We start from the raw sequence: 16,690 nt of genomic DNA on the forward strand, positions 1-16,690 counted from the left end.
CGGCTTACGCCCCCGACGTCGACACGCCAATGCGCTTGATCTCCCAGTGGAGCTCGACGCCCGAGGTCTCGCGCACGCGCCGGCGCACCTCTTCGCCGAGAGCCTCGATGTCGGCCGCGGTGGCGCCGTCGGTGTTGATGAGGAAGTTGCAGTGCATCGGCGACACCTGGGCGCCGCCGACACGCAGGCCGCGGCAGCCGGCTGCGTCGACGAGTTGCCAGGCCTTGCCGCCGTCGGGATTCTTGAAGGTCGAGCCGCCGGTGCGCTCGCGGATCGGCTGGGCCGCCTCGCGGGCCGCGGTGACGCGGTCCATCTCCGATTCGATCGCCGCGCGCTCGCCCGGCCGCCCGCGGAACAGGGCGCTCGTGAAGATCACGTCCTCGGGGGCGGAGGAATGGCGGTAGGCAAAGCCCATCTCGCCGTGGCCGAACGTCCGCCGTTCGCCGCGCCTGTCGATGCCGCGGGCCTCGACCAGGACGTCGGTGGTCTCGCCGCCATGGGCGCCGGCGTTCATGCGCAGCGCACCGCCGATCGAACCGGGGATGCCGCGGAAGAAGGCGAGCCCGTCGAGGGAGGCCTCCGCCGCCGCCTTGGCCAGGCGCATGTCGGGGACGGCGGTGCCGGCCCGCAGAGTGTCGCCGTCGATCTCCACCGAGCCGAAGGCCTTGCCACCGAGCCGGACCGTCACCCCCGGTATGCCACCGTCCCGCACGATCAGGTTCGAGCCGAGGCCGATCACCGTCACGGGCATCGCCGGATCGAGGGCGGCCAGCAGCAGCGCCAGATCCTCCTCGTCGGCCGGGCTGAACAGCACCTGCGCCGGTCCGCCGACCCGAAACCAGGTGAGGTCGGCCAGCGACTGGTTCGCGACGAGGCGTCCGCGCAGGGCGGGCGCACGCGATCGGATGTCGGGGGTGATGTCGGGGAAGGCGGTCATGAGGGTTCTCCTCCTCTCCCCGCTCGCGGGGAGAGGGCTTGGCCGACCTCGTCGTCGGCCAAGCGAGGCGGCAGCCGAGGGTGAGGGGACGCTGTCGGATGAGGCTTCTCTGGGATCGCCCCGTCACCTTCGCCCTTCGGGCTCACGCCGGCCCCGACAAGGGGCCCGACGTCCTCTCCGCGCGAGCGGGGAGAGGGGGGAAGCGGCGCAGCGATGGTGTCGAGAACACCAGCGATATCGTCCTTGGTCCCGGCGTTCCGGAAACGAAGGACGCGATAGCCGAGCCGGGCGAGATGGGTATCTCTGCTCGTATCACGAGACCTGTCGGCATGCCGACTTCCGTCGAGCTCGACGACCACCTCGACCTCACGACGACAAAAGCCGGCACCGTAGGGGCCAATTCCTTCGCGACGGACGGACTTGAACCCACCGAACTGGCGATTGCGCAGACGCCGCCATGATCTCGTCTCGACGTCGGTGTGATCGTGGCGAAGCCGGCGCCGACATTCGGTCCGCTCTTCGTCCGCCGAGCGCATCGCCTCAGGCCTGCAACGACGCCAGTTCCGCCGGAAGCGCATAGGCCCACTGCGTGATGTTGCCGGCCCCCAGGCACACGACGTAGTCGCCCGCCTTGGCGCGGCTCGCCACCAGGCCGGCGAGATCCTCGGTGCGGTCGAGGGCCAGCGCGTCGCGGTGGCCACGGGACTTGAGGCCCGAGACGAGGCCGTCGCGGTCCATGCCCTCGATCGGCGCCTCGCCCGCGGCGTAGACCGGGGCGACGATGACCGTGTCGGCGTCGTTGAAGCAGGTGCAGAAATCGTCGAACAGGGAGGCCAGCCGGGTGTAGCGGTGGGGCTGCACAATGGCGATGACGTTGGACTCCGTCGAGGCGCGGGCGGCCTTGAGCACCGCTTTGATCTCCACCGGGTGGTGCCCGTAGTCGTCGAAGATCAGGGCGCCGTTCCATTCGCCGGTCTTGGTGAAGCGGCGCTTGACGCCGCCGAAGCCTGCCAGCGCCTTGCGGATCGCCTGCGGCTCGACGCCGAGTTCGTGGGCCACGGCCAGCGCCGCGGTGGCGTTGAGGGCGTTGTGCTTGCCCGGCATCGGCAGGACGAGGTTCTCCATCTCGAGGCGAAAGCCGGGACGACGGTCGCGGATCATCACGCGGAACCGGCTCTGGCCGCCGCGCAGGTCCACGTCGATCAGGCGCACGTCGGCCTGCGGGTTCTCGCCGTAAGTGATGATGCGGCGGTCCTCGATGTGGCCGACGAGGTCCTGCACCACCGGGTGGTCGATGCACATCACGGCGAAACCGTAGAAGGGGATGTTGTCGATGAAGCGCCGGAAGGCGTCTTTCACCGCCTCGAACGAGCCGAAATGGTCGAGGTGCTCGGGGTCGATGTTGGTCACGATGGCGACATCGGCCGGCAGCTTCAGGAAGGTGCCGTCGGATTCGTCGGCCTCCACCACCATCCACTCGCCCTCGCCCATGCGGGCGTTGGTGCCGTAGGCGTTGATGATGCCGCCGTTGATGACGGTGGGGTCGAGGTTGCCCGCATCGAGGAGGGCGGCCACCAGCGAGGTGGTGGTGGTCTTGCCGTGGGTGCCGGCGATGGCGACGCAGGACTTGAAGCGCATCAGCTCGGCCAGCATCTCGGCTCGCCGCACCACCGGCAGGCGGCGCTCGCGGGCGGCGACGAGCTCGGGGTTGTCGCGCCGGATCGCGGTGGAGACCACCACGAGGGCCGCCTCCTCGACGTTGCCGGCCGCATGGCCGACGAAGGTCCTGATGCCCTTTTCGGCGAGCCGGCGGACGTTGGCGTTGTCGTTGGCGTCCGACCCCTGCACCGTGTAGCCGAGGTTCATCATCACCTCGGCGATGCCGGACATGCCGATGCCGCCGATGCCGATGAAATGGATGGGGCCGAGCTTGTCGGGCAGCTTCATGATGTGAGCCAGTCTCGTCGGTTCGAGCGGGTGCGCCGCGGCGCCGACCCCGCGATCAGGTGAGCGCCGCCGTCGCGATCACGACATCGGCGAGCCGTTCGGCGGCGTCGTGGATGCCGGCACTTTTGGCCGCTGCCGCCGCCGCGGTCAATTTTGCCGGCGTTCCGAACAGATCGACCAGTTCCGCGGTGAGGCGGTCGGGGGTGAAGCTGCCCTGCGGAATCGTCAGCGCCGCGCCGATGGCGCTCAGCGTCGCGGCATTGGCGGCCTGGTCCTGATCAAGGGCGCCCGGCAGCGGCACCAGGATCGCGGGCCGGCCGATGGCGGCCAGTTCCGAGACCGTGGAGGCGCCCGAGCGACCGATGACGAGGTGGCTCTGGGCCATGCGCGTGGGCAGGTCCTTGAAGAACGGCGCCGTCTCGAGCCCGGCCAGACCGAGGCCGAGGTAGAGGTTCTGCACCTGCGTCAGGTCCTCGGCGCGGACCTGCTGCACGAGGTGGAGGCGGGCGCGCAGGTCGGCGGGGAGCTGCGCGATGGCCGCGGGCACGATTTGGCCCATCACGGCCGCGCCCTGGCTGCCGCCGAAGACGAGGAGGTGGAGGCCGTCGCTGTCGCCGAGCGGCGGATAGGTCGCCGCCGCCGCCAGCACCGCCGGGCGCAGGGGGTTGCCGGTGTGGGTGCGCGGTGCGGTGGCCTTCTCCGGGATGCCGCGAACCTCGGCGAAGCCCGTGGCGATGGCACGCGCGCCGCGCGCCAGGAAGGCGTTGGCCCGGCCCATCACCGCGTTCTGCTCGTGCAGGATGGTGGGCCGCCGCAGGATCTGTCCCGCGAGCATCGGCGGCACCGTCGGATAGCCGCCGAACCCGACGATGGCGGCCGGGTCGATCCGCTTGATCTCACGGGCGGCGGCGCCGAACCCGCGGCCCAGCGTCAGGAGCGCGCTCGCCCGCCGGACGAGCGAGCGGCCCGAAGGTGTCGCCGAGGCGATGGTGACGATCTCGGAGGCCGGAAAGCCCGTGGCGATGGAATCCACCCGCGCGTCGGTGGCGAGCACCACCCGCACGCCGCGGGCGCGCAACGCGATGGCCAGGCTCTCGGCCGGGAACAGGTGCCCGCCGGTGCCGCCGGCACAGAGGAGGACGGTGGCCTGCGCCACGGTCATCGCATCACCCCGGCCACCGTCGCCGGCGCGGTGCCGGGCGGCTTCTGGCTCAGCATCACCGTGCGCGGCCGCTTGCGGGTCAGGGCCACGAGGAAGCCCATGCCGAGCGCCAGCGAGATCAGGGACGAACCGCCGTAGGAGACGAACGGCAGGGTCATGCCCTTGGCCGGCATCAATCGTACGTTCACCGCCATGTTGATGCAGGCCTGCAATCCGAACAGCGTCGTCAATCCCGTGATGGCCAGGCGCGAAAAGGTGTCGTCGGTGCGGCGCGCCAGCTTGAGGCCGCGCATCACGATATAGGCGAACAGGCAGACGAGGCCGAGGCAGACGAGCGCACCGAACTCCTCCCCGGTGACGGAGAAGATGAAGTCGGTGTGCGCGTCGGGCAGGTGGCGCTTGGCGACGCCCTCACCGGGGCCGGTGCCGAGCCAGCCGCCGGAGTTGAACGATTCGCGCGCCCAGAACTCCTGGAAGCTGTCGCCGGAATCCTTGTCCATGAAGCGGGTGATGCGCTCGCGGACGTGATGCAGGAAACGATAGGCCACCGCGACCCCGAGGAGGCCGCTGACGCCCAGGCCCGCGACCCAGAACCAGTGCAGGCCCGCCACGAAGAACAGCGAGCACCAGACGATGGTGATCAGCATGGTCTGGCCGAAATCCGGCTGCAGGATCAGCGGCACGATCGTGATGGGCAGGAGCAGGATGGCGAGAAGGCCGCCGGGCATGTCGCGCCGTTGCGCGCCCTCCGAGAACGCCCAGGCCGCCACCACCACGAAGGCGGGCTTCACGAACTCGGACGGCTGCAGGCCGAAGGCGCCGAACTGGATCCAGCGGTGGGCGCCCTTGATCTCGGGCCCGAACTTGCCGGCCAGGATACACAGGGCCACGCCGACGATCCACGTGGCGAGCGCCACACGCCGGATGTGGCGTAGGGACAGGAACGAGACCGCCACGATGATCAGCAGCGTCGGCGCCAGATAGAGCGCCTGCCGGTTGAGGAAGTAGAAGGTCGGCAGGCCGATCTTTTCGGCCACCGGCGGGCCGCCGCCCATGAGGAAGACGAGGCCCGCCACCATCAGCGCGGCAAGGCCGGCCAGGAGGCCTTTGTCGACCGTCCACCACCAATCGGTGAGGGGCGTGCGTTCCGCGCGGGACATCATGGATGGCGCTCTCTCGCGCGCCGGCGGATGGCGGCGCGGCGCGATCCTGGGACGGAATGGTAAACCAATCCTTGCGGACACCCGTCTCCCGTCCCACCGGAGACGATGGCTCGCCAAGTCCCTTCCCCCCGCGCGGGGGGAAGGAACGCTGCGCCTATGCCTTGCAGTCGAAGAAGCCGGCCCGGATCGTCTCCGGGTCGAGGTTGCGCCCGATGAACACCACCCGCGAGACCCGGGCCTCGTCGTCCTTCCACGGGCCCTGGAGGTCGCCGTCGAGGATCATGTGGACGCCCTGGAAGACGAAGCGCTGCGGCTCGTTCGGGAAGGCGACGATGCCCTTGCAGCGCAGGATGTCCGGCCCCTGCACCTGGGTCAGGTTCGAGATCCACGGCATGAATTTCTCCGGGTCCACCGGGCCGTCGATCCTGGCCGAGACCGACTGCATCTCGTCGTCGTGGTGATGGTGGTGGCCCTCCTCCAGGAACGCCGGCTCGATGTCGAGGATGCGGCCGAGGTCGAAGGCGTTGCGGTCGAGCACCGCATCGAGGGGCACGTCGCAGCGGCTGGTGCGGTGGATCGTGGCGTAGGGATTGATCGCGCGGATCTGGCCTTCGACCCGGTCGAGGTCGCCCGGCTCCACGAGATCGGCCTTGTTGAGGAGGATGACGTCGGCGAAGGCGATCTGGTTCTTGGCCTCGGGGGCGTCCTTCAGGCGGTCGGACAGCCACTTGGCGTCGGCCACCGTGACCACGGCGTCGAGGCGGGCGGCATCGCCCACGTCCTGGTCGACGAAGAAGGTCTGGGCGACGGGGGCGGGGTCGGCCAGCCCCGTGGTTTCGACGATGATCGCGTCGAACTTGCCGCGCCGCTTCACGAGGCCGTCCATGATGCGGATGAGGTCGCCGCGCACGGTGCAGCAGACGCAGCCGTTGTTCATCTCGAACACCTCCTCGTCGGCGCCGACCACGAGGTCGTTGTCGATGCCGATCTCGCCGAACTCGTTGACGATCACGGCGTAGCGCTTGCCGTGGTTCTCGGTGAGGATGCGGTTGAGGAGGGTCGTCTTGCCAGCACCGAGATAGCCGGTGAGCACGGTGACGGGAATCTTGCCAGGGTCGGAGATATTGCCGGAGGTGTCGGACATGGGAACGGTCTCATGGGGGCGCGCGGCGCGGGAGGGCCCGCGCTGGTCTTCGTCCGATGATATAGTGTGTCACCCGCGTGCGATGGAAGGCACGCCGGGAACCGGAGCCAGCGTCGGTCCGCTCAGGCCGCCAGAGCGCGGTTCACGGTCGAGCGCAGGTCGGCCAGGGAGAAGGGCTTGGTCAGGACGTCGGTCACGATGGCGTCGAGGCCGCGCGCGCGCTCGCGCTGATCGGCAAAGCCGGTCATCAGCAGGATGGTCAGGTCGGGGAAGTCGCGCTTGGCCGCGAGCGCCAGGGCGATGCCGTCCATCAACGGCATGCGGATGTCGGTGAGCAGCAGGTCGAAATCGCCGGCCGCCTCGATCAGCCGGTCCAGCCCGTCGCTGCCATCGCTGGCGGTGACCACGGCATGCCCGTCGATCTCGAGGCCGCGCTTCAGGAAGCCGCGGATCGTCTCTTCGTCATCCACTAGCAGGATGCGAGCCATAAACACCGTTTCGTATGTGATCGCGGGCGTGTCGCCGCCGGTGCCAGAGACGCAAGCGCCAAGATCGCATGTCAAGCGAAAATGGCAGAGCCGCCGGACGAATTTGTCATCTCTGCGCGCAAATGCCACCGGTGGCCAAGCGAATGAAGCCGGTCAGGTGCCGCCGAAGAGGTCGGGCTCGCTGCTCTCGAAGTCGACCAGGCCGACGAAGGGCAACTGGCGGTAGGCGTGGGCGGCATCCATGCCGTAACCGACCACGAAGGCATCGGGACAGGGGAAGCCGACGAAATCCGCGTCGATGGTCACGGCGCGCTTGCCGGGCTTCTCGAGCAGCACCGCCGTCATCACGCGCTTGGCGCCGCGCGCCATCAGCAGATCCTTGGCGAAGACCAGGGTCCGGCCCGATTCGAGGATGTCGTCGACGAGGAGCACGTCGCGGCCCCGCACCTCGCTCTGGACGTCGCGCAGGATCTCGACCTGACCGGTGGAGACGGTGCCGGTGCGGTAGCTCGACAGGTGGACGAACTCGACCTGCGGCGCGAGGCCGGACCGGTGCAGCGCGCGCAACAGGTCGGCGGCGAACATGAAGCTGCCCTTGAGCACCGCGACCACGAGAAGGTCTTCGAGCTTGGCCGCCGCGATCTCGCCGGCCAGTTCCTCGTTGCGCCGGGCGATGGCGGATTCGTCGAACAGGACGCGGACGCGTCGGGAAGGCGTGGTGTTCATCACGCAGTCCATATCATGGGTTCCGCCGGCTGGCATCGGCCTTGGGCTCGCTCGCGGCGGCATCGGCACGCATCTGCCCGGTGCCCGCGAAGCGCACCTGCACCGACCGCCCCTGGGCCGGCGGCGCCGACAGGCTGGCCCGGAAGCGGGCGGTCTCGCGATCCTCCAGGGACGGGCGCGGGGAGGGAACGGTCCAGCGGTAGAGCGGCTGGTCCCGCTCGTCGCGCACCTCGATCTCGATGGCCGGCACGGCGACGGCCTCCCGCGAGACGCCGACGAGATCGCCCTCCACCACGAGCTGCGTCAGGCCCCCCTCGCCAGCGGCCTGGAAGGCGGCCACGTCGCGCAGCTCGATGCCGCGCAGGTTCACGGGCAGGCCGATGGCGGCATAGAGCCCGGCACTCTGGGGCATCGCCCGTACGACCGTGGTGCGGGCGACGAGGGCGCCACCCCCCACCGCGACGATCGCCAGCCACAGGCCCGCCGCGGTGGCGAAGGCGGACCACGACCGGCCCGGCTTTACCGGTCGCAAGGGCCGTTTGGCCGCCTTCCTCGGCGGGGGGTCGACGGACGGGGGCTCTGCAGGGGAGGACGAGGCTGCGGCGTCGGGGGCGATGCCCTCCTCCGCCAGGGCCGCTTCCCAGGCGTCGAGGGCGGCTTGGTCCTCGGAGCGGTTGCGGGTGCCGTCGTCCATCGCCGCCATGGCTTCGGCGATCTGCGCGGTGGCGACGTCGTCGGGCCCGATGAACCAGGTCTCGCGGCAGGCGGCGCAGCGCACCGAGCGGCCTTCCGCTCCGACCCGATCGGTGGGAATCTCGTATTCGCTGGCGCAGGCGGGGCAGACGATCTGCATGGCGAATCGGCGCTTCCGGGTCGGTCGGCGGTTGCCGCGTCGTGCAAAAAGACAGACATGGTTGTCGCGGAACGCGGTTAACCGCGTGTGAAGGTGGGGCGGGAGGAACGGACGCCTTGAGGCATCGCAGACCAGGCCGGCCCATGGGCGCCGACGGAACGGGTGAACCGTGGCGGACCGCGTGAGGGGGGAGAGCCTGCTCGCGGGGGCCGAGGGACCCGTGGTCCAGTTCGAGAACGTCGGGATGCGCTACGGCCTCGGACCGGAGGTCCTGAGCGACGTGAGCTTCGAGATCGCACCCCATTCCTTCCAGTTCCTCACCGGTCCCTCGGGGGCGGGGAAGACCACCCTCTTGCGTCTCATCCTCTTGTCGGTGCGGCCGACGCGCGGGCTGGTCTCGGTGTTCGGCGAGGAGGTCAGCGGCATCGCCAGCGACACCCTCACCTCCCTGCGCCGGCGCATGGGCGTCGTGTTCCAGGATTTCCGGCTGCTCGACCACCTCACCACCTACGAGAACGTCGCCCTGCCCCTGCGCGTCCAGGGCCGGGCGGAGTCGAGCTACCGGGCCGAGGTGGTCGAACTGCTGCGCTGGGTCGGCCTCGGCGAGCGCATGCACGTGCTCCCTCCCCTGCTGTCGGGTGGCGAGAAGCAGCGCGCGGCCATCGCACGGGCGCTGATCGCGCGGCCCGAACTGCTCCTGGCCGACGAACCCACCGGCAACGTCGATCCCGGCCTCGGGCGGCGCCTGCTGCGCCTGTTCATCGAACTCAACCGGCTCGGCACCTCGGTGCTGATCGCCACCCACGATTTCGCGTTGATGGACCTCGTCGACGCCCGCCGGCTCGTATTGGGCGAGGGCCGGCTGCGCGTGGAGACGCCGTGATGGGCGACACCGCTCCCCTCTCCCGCAAGACGGCCAGGACGGACGCGACCCGGTCCGGGGCGCGGCCAGGTGCGGGCGACGCCGCCGCGGTAGAGCCGCCGCTGCCGCCGACCCTGCGGCGCAACGCGCCCCTGGTCCCGACCGATTCGGCCGCCAGCCGCTCGCTGGCGGCGGTGATCGCCATCCTTACATTCCTCGCCGCGCTGTGCGCGGGGGCCGCCGAGATGGTGGCCTCCAGCGCCGACCAGTGGCAGGGCGCGGTGGCGCAGGAGGTGACGATCCAGGTGAGGCCGAGCCCCGGCCGCGCCATCGACGCGGACGTCGCCCGGGCCGAGGCCCTGGCCAAGGCGACGCCGGGGATCGCCACCACCCGCGTCTTCTCGAAGGCGGAGGCCGAGCGCCTGCTCGAACCCTGGCTCGGCAGCGGCCTCGACCTGTCGGACCTGCCGGTGCCCCGCCTCGTCACCCTCACCCTGGCGCCGGGACCGAGCCCCGACCTCAAGCCGCTCCGGGCCTCCCTGGCCGAGGCGCTGCCGGGTGTCGCCAGCCTCGACGACCATGCCCTGTGGCTGCGCCGGCTCTCGACCATGGCCAACACCTTCGTCGGGGTCGGGGTCGGCATCGTCGCCCTGGTGCTCATCGCCACCGGGCTCGCGGTGGCCTTCGCGACCCGGGGCGCCATGGCGGGCAACCGCGAGGTGGTGGAGGTGCTGCACTTCGTGGGCGCCGACGACGACTTCATCGCCCGTGCCTTTCAGCGCCGCTTCTTCGGGCTGGGCCTGCGCGGCGGCATCGTCGGATCGGTCGCCGCCCTCGCGGCCTTCGCGGCCGCCGGCGTCGTCGCCCGCGCCTGGCGCACCGGACCGGCGGGCGAGGAACTCGACGCCCTCTTCGGTGCGTTCCACGTCGGCTGGCGCGGCTATGCCAGCGTGCTCCTGGTCGGGGTCATCGCCTCGGTGGTCACCGGGCTGGTCTCGCGCCTGACCGTGCGTCGCTTCCTGGCCTGAGCCCGGTTTTGGCATGAGCCCGGTTTTGGCATGAGCCGGGTTTTGGCTTGAAGCACCCGTCCGCGAGCCCCAGTTCTCGCCAGGGGCCGATCGTCGGCCCGGCGGCGGGGTCTCATCCCATTTCCTGTTGATCACTTCGTGATGTGGACATGGGCTTCGCTCAGGAGCCGCGCGGGCTCGGTGATACGGTTCCCGCTTGATCCAGGCGGAAACCGTATCATCCCGCATCCGGTGCAGGAGCGCCCGCTCGCGCCGACGCCTTGACCCACACCCTTCCTTCGGGTGAGCGTTAACGAGGCGTGAAGCTTTTGCGGCAGAGAGTGGCGCCTCTGCAACGCCGCAATCGCGGCTATCCTCCGGGAGAATGACCACTCGGATGTCTGGCGACACCACCATCAGCCCGCGCGGCGCCTTCGGTTGGGCCTGGGACGAGGCGCCTCCGCGCGGCCCGGCCCTGTCAGCGCCGCCCGTGCGCAGCCGGCCGCCGTCGGTCCAGGGGCGCGCCCTGAGGGGGGCGGCGGTCGTGGGCGGCATCGGCGTCGCGGCGCTGCTGGGTGGTTTTCTGAGCTTCGTCGCCTGCATCGACCGCGACGAGCGCGCGCTCTCCGAGCGGCCCGACGCCATCGTCGCCCTCACCGGCGGCGCCCAACGCATCGGCGACGCCATCGATCTCCTGGCCAGCGGCTATGGCCGGCGCCTGCTCATCACCGGGGTCAACGAACGCACCAGCCGCGACGAGATCACCCGCCTGAACCCGAGCCAGCGCCACTGGATCGAGTGCTGCGTCGACCTCGACTACCGGGCCCGCAACACCATCGGCAACGCCATCGAGACCCGGCGCTGGATGCGGCTGCACCGCTTCAACACCGTGGCGGTGGTCACCTCGAACTATCACATGCCCCGCACGCTGATCGAACTCGACCATGCTCTGGCCGGCCGCGACCGGGTGGTGCCCCATCCCGTCGTCGCCGAGGGCGTCGGCCCGCATTGGTGGCAGAGCCCGGCCTCGACCCGGCTGCTCGCCTCTGAATACGTGAAGTTCCTGGTGGCCTGGGTCCGCACCCGTTTCGAACACGACCCGGAAACCTCGCGCGCTGCGGTCCTGATCGGCCGGCGCAAGCCCGTGCGGGTCGTGTCCGAGACGCTGATGCGCGAGAACGACTGACGTCCTTCAGTCGGACGACGGCTCCGATCGGTCGTGCCTGCGCCGCGCCTCGCGCAGGACGATCCACCCTCCCCCCGCCGCCATCAGTGCCAGCACGTACCAGGTGACGGCATAGACGAGGTGGTCGTTGCGGAAGGCGACCACCGTCAGCCCTCCCACCGGCAGTCCACCGGGATTGGGCGTCGCATCGGCATCGACGAAATAGGGCGCGACGCGTGTGAGCACGCGGGCGGCGGCGATGGACGCCACGTCGCGGGAATACCAGCGCTCGCCCGCCGGATCGTTCGACCGCAGGAAGGCACCGCCCGGTTCGCTCAGGCGCAGGAGACCGGTCACCTGGGCCTCGTCCGGTCCCGGCTCCCGGCTCGCCGGCGCGCGCCGGTCCGGAGGCACGAAGCCCCGGTTGATCAGGATGGTCGTCCCGTCGGCTCGGCGCAGCGGCGTCACAACCCAGAAGCCGGGGCCGCGGTCCGTCACCGCCTGGACCAGCGTCTCGCGAGCGTGGAGGAACACACCCTCGGCGCGAACGCGGCGGTACTCGTCGCTCGCCCGAGTCGGCGCGGGCAGGTCGTCGGGCGTGGGCGCCGTCGCCGGCGCGGCCCGGATGCGGGTCTCCACGCGGGCGATCAGGTCAAGTTTCCAGACCCGGCGCTGGAGTTGCCAGGTTCCCAGCGCGACGCAGACCCCGCACACCGTCGCCGCCAGCAGTCCGAGGGTCGCCAGGGTTCGCAGCGAACCGCGGCGACGGTGGGGGATGCCCGCCACGGCCGGTCAGGGCATGTGCTGCTTCATATCCTCGGCCGACATCGGCATCATGTTGGCGTTGAGGTGGTGCATCACCCACAGCGACCCGACCAGGGTGATCACCACGAGGGTCGCGGTGAAGATCAACGCCAGCACCGTCCAGCCACCCTCCGAGCGGGTGTCCATGTGCAGGAAGTAGATCATGTGGACCACGACCTGGACCATGGCGAAGGCCATGACCACGAAGCCGGTGATGCGCGCGTTACCGATGACGTCGCCCATCACCAGCCAGAACGGGATCGCCGTCAGGATCGCCGACAGCACGAAGCCGGTGACGTAGCCCCGGACCGAGCCGTGGGGTTCGCCCTCGACGCTGTCGTGGCCGTGGCCGTCCTTGGTCTGCGCGGCATCCGCCGCCGAATTCGCGCGCGTCGCCGAGCTCATTTCAGGGTCCCCATCAGGTAGACGAAGGTGAAGACGCCGATCCAGATCACGTCGAGGAAGTGCCAGAACATCGACAGGCACATCAGCCGGCGCTTGTTGTCGACCTCGAGCCCGCGCACCCCGACCTGGATCATGAGGACGGCGAGCCAGACGATGCCGAGGGAGACATGCAGCCCGTGCGTCCCGACCAGCACGAAGAAGGAGGACAGGAAGGCGCTGCGCTGGGGCGTCGCCCCCTCGTGGATCAGGTGGGCGAACTCGTAGATCTCGAGACAGACGAAGACGATGCCGAACAGGCCGGTGAGGCCGAGCCACAGGAGCGTCGCGGCCCGCCGGTCCTTCTGCATCTCCAGCATCGCAAAGCCGTAGGTGATGGAGGAGAACAGCAGCATGGCGGTGTTGAGCGCCACGAGCTTGAGGTCGAACAGGTCCGCCGGCGACGGGCCGGCGGCGTAGTTGCGCCCCACCACCGCATGCGTCGCGAACAGGACCGCGAAGATGAGGCAGTCGCTCATCAGGTAGAGCCAGAACCCGATCAGGGTCGCGGGCGCATGGGGATGGTCCTCGGTCTCGTAGAACCGGAGGGCTTCCTCCTCGCCGGAGGTCGCGGTGTCGGCCTGGGTCGCCATGTCCATCAGGCCTGTCTTGCCATCAGCCGCGTCCGCTCGCCCTCGGCCCGCACGACGGCGTCGGCGGGGATGTCGAAGTCGCGGTCATAGTTGAAGGTGTGGGCGATGGAGACCACGAGGATCGCGACGAAGCTGACCGCCGCCAGCGGCCACATGTACCAGATCATCGCGAACGAGAAGACGGTGCTGAGGCCGCCGAGGATCACGCCGGTCGCGGTGTTGCGCGGCATGTGGATCGCCTTGAATCCGGTAAGCGGACGGCTGTAGCCGCGCCGCTTCATGTCCGACCACGCATCGTGGTCGTGGATGACCGGCGTGAAGGCGAAGTTGTAGTCGGGCGGCGGCGAGGCCGTCGACCATTCGAGCGTGCGGCCGCCCCACGGATCGCCGGTGAGGTCGCGCAGTTCGTCGCGCCGGCGGTAGCTGACGACGAGCTGGACGATGAACGAGAGGATGCCGAGCAGGATCAGCACCGAGCCGATCGCCGCGACCACGAACCAGATCTGGAGCGAGGGGTCCTCGATCCGGTTGAGGCGGCGCGTCACGCCCATCAGGCCCAGGAGGTAGAGCGGCATGAAGGCAACGTAGAAGCCGGTCAGCCAGAACCAGAACGACATCTTCCCCCAGAACGGATCGAGCTTGTACCCGAATGCCTTGGGGAACCAGTAGGTGATACCGGCGAACATGCCGAACACGACGCCGCCGATGATGACGTTGTGGAAGTGCGCCACCAGGAACAGGCTGTTGTGGAGCACGAAGTCGGCCGGGGGCACCGCCAGCAGCACGCCGGTCATGCCGCCGATGACGAAGGTCACCATGAACCCGAGCGTCCACAGCATCGGCACCTCGAACCGGATGCGGCCGCGGTACATCGTGAACAGCCAGTTGAAGATCTTGGCCCCCGTCGGGATCGAGATGATCATCGTCGTGATGCCGAAGAACGAATTCACTGACGCGCCCGAGCCCATCGTGAAGAAGTGGTGCAACCAAACAAGGTAGGCGAGGATGGTGATGACCACCAGCGCGTAGACCATCGAGGCGTAGCCGAACAGGCGCTTGGACGAATATGTCGAAACGATCTCGGAGAACACGCCGAAGGCCGGCAGGATCAGGATGTAGACTTCCGGGTGACCCCAGATCCAGATCAGGTTCACGTACATCATCGGGTTGCCGCCGAGATCGTTCGTGAAGAAGTGCGTGCCGACGTAGCGGTCGAGGGAGAGCAGCGCCAGGACGGCGGTGAGGATCGGGAAGGCGGCCACGATCAGCACGTTGGTGCAGAGCGAGGACCACACGAAGATCGGCAGCTTCATCATGGTCATGCCGGGCGCGCGCATCTTCACGATGGTGGCGATCAGGTTGATGCCCGACAGGAGCGTCCCGACGCCGGCGATCTGCAGCGCCCAGATGTAGTAGTCGACCCCGACGCCGGGACTGGAATCGGCCCCCGACAGCGGCGGCATGGCGAGCCAGCCGGTGCGGGCGAATTCACCCACGAACAGCGAGGCCATCACGGTGGCCGCCCCGCTCGCCGTCATCCAGAAGCTGAGGTTGTTGAGGAAGGGGAAGGCGACGTCGCGCGCGCCGATCTGGAGCGGGATGACGTAGTTCATCAGGCCCGTGACCAGCGGCATCGCCACGAAGAAGATCATGATCACGCCATGGGCCGTGAAGATCTGGTCGTAGTGGTGCGGCGGCAGGTAGCCCTCGCCGCCACCGGAGGCCAGCGCCTGCTGGCTGCGCATCAGGAGCGCGTCGGAGAATCCGCGCAGCAACATCACGAGCGCCATCACGATGTACATGATGCCGATCTTCTTGTGGTCGACGGATGTCAGCCAGTCGCGCCACAGCGGCCCCCACCAGCGGAAGTAGGTCATGATGCCCAGAAGCGCCGCGCCGCCGAGCGCGACCATGGCGAAGGTCACGATCAGGATCGGGTCGTGGAGCGGAATGGCGTCCCAGGTCAGTCGCCCGAAGACGAGCGTCTGAAGGTCCGGATTGGAGAACATGCGATCGTCTCGCTCGCTGGTGTCCGCGACGTGTGGTCAGTTGTTCAACTGGGCGGGGGCGGAGCCGCCGTGGTTGTGGCCGCCATGGTTCATGCCAGGTGAGTGACCCTGATGCGGATTGGTCTTTTCCAACTTGTCCTGGCCGGGCTCGTCCTTGCCTGAGCCGTCGCGCGAGCCGCCCGAGGTCACGCCCTGGGGCTTGTGACCGTCGCGCGATTCGCGCCCAGAGGCGGGGAAGGTGGCGCCCACGGCCTCGTCGCCCTGCTCGGCGTGGCGGTTGTCGTAGCGCAGGCGGTCGCGGTTGGCCTGGCTGTCCTTGCCGGCGCCGCCCATGGCGTCGATGTGCATCATCTCGTGCATGCACATCTTACCGGGCAGCACGCACATGTTGAGCGCAGCCTTGTAGAGCCCCTCCTCGACGGACGCGAAATAGCGGACCGGCTCGGCCTCCGTCGGCTTTTCGAGGGCGATGTAGGCGTCGCGGCTCAGGGGCTTGCCCTCGCCCTTCACCTTGGCGACCCATTCGTCGAACGCCTCGCGCTTGAGGCCGTGGAACTTGAAGTTCATCCGCGAGAAGCCGGAGCCGCTGTAGTTGGCGGAGAAGCCGTCGAAGATCCCGGCCTTGTTGATCACGGCGTGGAGCTTCGTCTCCATGCCGGGCATGGCGTAGATCTGGCCCGCGAGCGCGGGAATGAAGAACGAGTTCATCACGCTGGCCGAGGTGATCTTGAAGGTGATCGGCACGTCGACGGGAGCGGCCAGCTCGTTGACAGTGGCGATTCCCTGATCGGGATAGAAGAACAGCCATTTCCAATCGAGGGCGACGACCTCCACCGTGATCGGCTTAACATCGGCCGGCAGCGGGCGCTTGGCGTCGAGCCTGTCCAGGGGCCGGTAGGGATCGAGGGTGTGGGTGCTGATCCAGGTCAGCGCGCCGAGGGCGATGACGATGGCCAAAGGCGCCGCCCAGATCACCACTTCGAGCTGGGTCGAATGGTGCCAATCGGGATCGTAGGTCGCTTCCGTGTTCGATGCGCGGTAGCGCCAGGCGACGAGCGCGGTCAGCGCGATCACCGGCACGATGATCAGGAGCATCAGGCCGGTGGAGGCGAGGATCAGGTCGCGCTGGCGCATGGCGATGTCGCCGGACGGCTGCATCAGCACGACGTTGCAGCCCGACAGCACGACGGCGAGGGCCGCGAGCGCGAGGCATCGCAAGGGGCCGCGCCTTGACAGGTCGCGCTTGGATCTGGGGAACATCCGATCTCTGGTCATCGAGCGTGAACGGCAACCTTGGCGCCGAGGGCACCGGGCGAGGGGTTTCCTGCGCTGCAACACGTCATTCCGCAAGTCCCGGTGCGCAAGCCCCGAGCCCGCGGCGCGACGGCG

At 69.1% G+C, this 16,690-nt stretch carries 17 protein-coding genes; 3 read left to right on the forward strand and 14 right to left on the reverse strand.

What is annotated here, in order from left to right; translation table 11 throughout:
- Positions 1-4 precede the first annotated feature (4 nt).
- The 9 genes from murB to ASG40_RS19810 all read right to left on the reverse strand — a co-directional run bounded on the left by murB (position 5) and on the right by ASG40_RS19810 (position 8,420).
- Positions 5-937 (reverse strand): UDP-N-acetylmuramate dehydrogenase, encoded by a 933-nt coding sequence (gene murB / locus ASG40_RS19770; protein WP_055889727.1) that lies wholly within the window; start codon positions 935-937, stop codon positions 5-7.
- Positions 934-1,515, reverse strand: coding sequence for an endonuclease domain-containing protein (locus tag ASG40_RS20900; protein WP_338011792.1), 582 nt, complete (start codon positions 1,513-1,515; stop codon positions 934-936). Before ASG40_RS20900 ends, murB begins: the two co-directional genes overlap by 4 nt.
- The gene (gene murC, locus ASG40_RS19780) at positions 1,478-2,884 is read right to left on the reverse strand and encodes a UDP-N-acetylmuramate--L-alanine ligase (protein ID WP_055889732.1); all 1,407 of its coding nucleotides are present in this window, start codon (positions 2,882-2,884) and stop codon (positions 1,478-1,480) included. Before murC ends, ASG40_RS20900 begins: the two co-directional genes overlap by 38 nt.
- A gap of 55 nt (positions 2,885-2,939) precedes the next feature.
- Positions 2,940-4,046, reverse strand: coding sequence for an undecaprenyldiphospho-muramoylpentapeptide beta-N-acetylglucosaminyltransferase (murG, locus tag ASG40_RS19785; RefSeq protein ID WP_055889736.1), 1,107 nt, complete (start codon positions 4,044-4,046; stop codon positions 2,940-2,942).
- Positions 4,043-5,209 carry an FtsW/RodA/SpoVE family cell cycle protein gene (locus ASG40_RS19790; RefSeq protein WP_055889739.1) on the reverse strand — a complete coding sequence of 389 codons (1,167 nt, stop codon included), beginning with the start codon at positions 5,207-5,209 and terminating at the stop codon, positions 4,043-4,045. The genes murG and ASG40_RS19790 overlap by 4 nt, the downstream gene beginning before the upstream one ends.
- Positions 5,210-5,363: 154 nt before the next feature.
- A complete protein-coding gene (locus ASG40_RS19795) occupies positions 5,364-6,353 on the reverse strand; it encodes a CobW family GTP-binding protein (protein ID WP_055889741.1) in 990 nt (329 codons plus the stop codon).
- 122 nt (positions 6,354-6,475) lie between these two features.
- Positions 6,476-6,841: a response regulator gene (locus tag ASG40_RS19800; RefSeq protein WP_055889744.1), complete on the reverse strand. Its 366-nt coding sequence runs from the start codon at positions 6,839-6,841 to the stop codon at positions 6,476-6,478.
- A 153-nt stretch (positions 6,842-6,994) separates the two neighbouring features.
- Entirely contained in the window at positions 6,995-7,567 is a 573-nt protein-coding gene (gene hpt, locus ASG40_RS19805; RefSeq protein ID WP_055889928.1) for a hypoxanthine phosphoribosyltransferase, read from the reverse strand.
- Between the two features lie 13 nt (positions 7,568-7,580).
- Complete coding sequence (locus ASG40_RS19810) at positions 7,581-8,420, reverse strand: zinc-ribbon domain-containing protein (protein WP_055889747.1); 840 nt, start codon at positions 8,418-8,420, stop codon at positions 7,581-7,583.
- A gap of 181 nt (positions 8,421-8,601) precedes the next feature.
- Here ASG40_RS19810 and ftsE point away from each other — a divergent pair, with 181 nt between their 5' ends.
- The 3 genes from ftsE (at position 8,602) to ASG40_RS19825 (ending at position 11,475) form a co-directional block, all read left to right on the forward strand.
- Positions 8,602-9,303: a cell division ATP-binding protein FtsE gene (ftsE, locus tag ASG40_RS19815; protein WP_082494679.1), complete on the forward strand. Its 702-nt coding sequence runs from the start codon at positions 8,602-8,604 to the stop codon at positions 9,301-9,303.
- A complete protein-coding gene (locus ASG40_RS19820) occupies positions 9,303-10,310 on the forward strand; it encodes a cell division protein FtsX (RefSeq protein ID WP_055889752.1) in 1,008 nt (335 codons plus the stop codon). Before ftsE ends, ASG40_RS19820 begins: the two co-directional genes overlap by 1 nt.
- Positions 10,311-10,686: 376 nt before the next feature.
- The gene (locus tag ASG40_RS19825) at positions 10,687-11,475 is read left to right on the forward strand and encodes a YdcF family protein (RefSeq protein WP_082524171.1); all 789 of its coding nucleotides are present in this window, start codon (positions 10,687-10,689) and stop codon (positions 11,473-11,475) included.
- Between the two features lie 6 nt (positions 11,476-11,481).
- Here the strand turns inward: ASG40_RS19825 and ASG40_RS19830 are convergent, their stop codons facing one another.
- Genes ASG40_RS19830 through cyoA form a run of 5 tightly spaced genes read right to left on the reverse strand, consistent with a single transcriptional unit; the run spans position 11,482 to position 16,561 of the window.
- Positions 11,482-12,240 (reverse strand): SURF1 family protein, encoded by a 759-nt coding sequence (locus ASG40_RS19830; protein WP_443136637.1) that lies wholly within the window; start codon positions 12,238-12,240, stop codon positions 11,482-11,484.
- Between the two features lie 6 nt (positions 12,241-12,246).
- The gene (gene cyoD / locus ASG40_RS19835; RefSeq protein ID WP_055889755.1) at positions 12,247-12,663 is read right to left on the reverse strand and encodes a cytochrome o ubiquinol oxidase subunit IV; all 417 of its coding nucleotides are present in this window, start codon (positions 12,661-12,663) and stop codon (positions 12,247-12,249) included.
- On the reverse strand, positions 12,660-13,292 hold the full coding sequence (gene cyoC / locus ASG40_RS19840; protein ID WP_055889936.1) for a cytochrome o ubiquinol oxidase subunit III: 633 nt from the start codon (positions 13,290-13,292) through the stop codon (positions 12,660-12,662). Before cyoC ends, cyoD begins: the two co-directional genes overlap by 4 nt.
- A 5-nt stretch (positions 13,293-13,297) precedes the next feature.
- A complete protein-coding gene (gene cyoB / locus ASG40_RS19845; protein WP_055889759.1) occupies positions 13,298-15,301 on the reverse strand; it encodes a cytochrome o ubiquinol oxidase subunit I in 2,004 nt (667 codons plus the stop codon).
- A 36-nt stretch (positions 15,302-15,337) separates the two neighbouring features.
- Positions 15,338-16,561, reverse strand: a complete 1,224-nt coding sequence (gene cyoA, locus ASG40_RS19850) for a ubiquinol oxidase subunit II (RefSeq protein ID WP_055889762.1) — start codon at positions 16,559-16,561, stop codon at positions 15,338-15,340.
- Between the last annotated feature and the right edge of the window lie 129 nt (positions 16,562-16,690).

Source organism: Methylobacterium sp. Leaf399, from assembly GCF_001424525.1.
Lineage (GTDB): Bacteria > Pseudomonadota > Alphaproteobacteria > Rhizobiales > Beijerinckiaceae > Methylobacterium.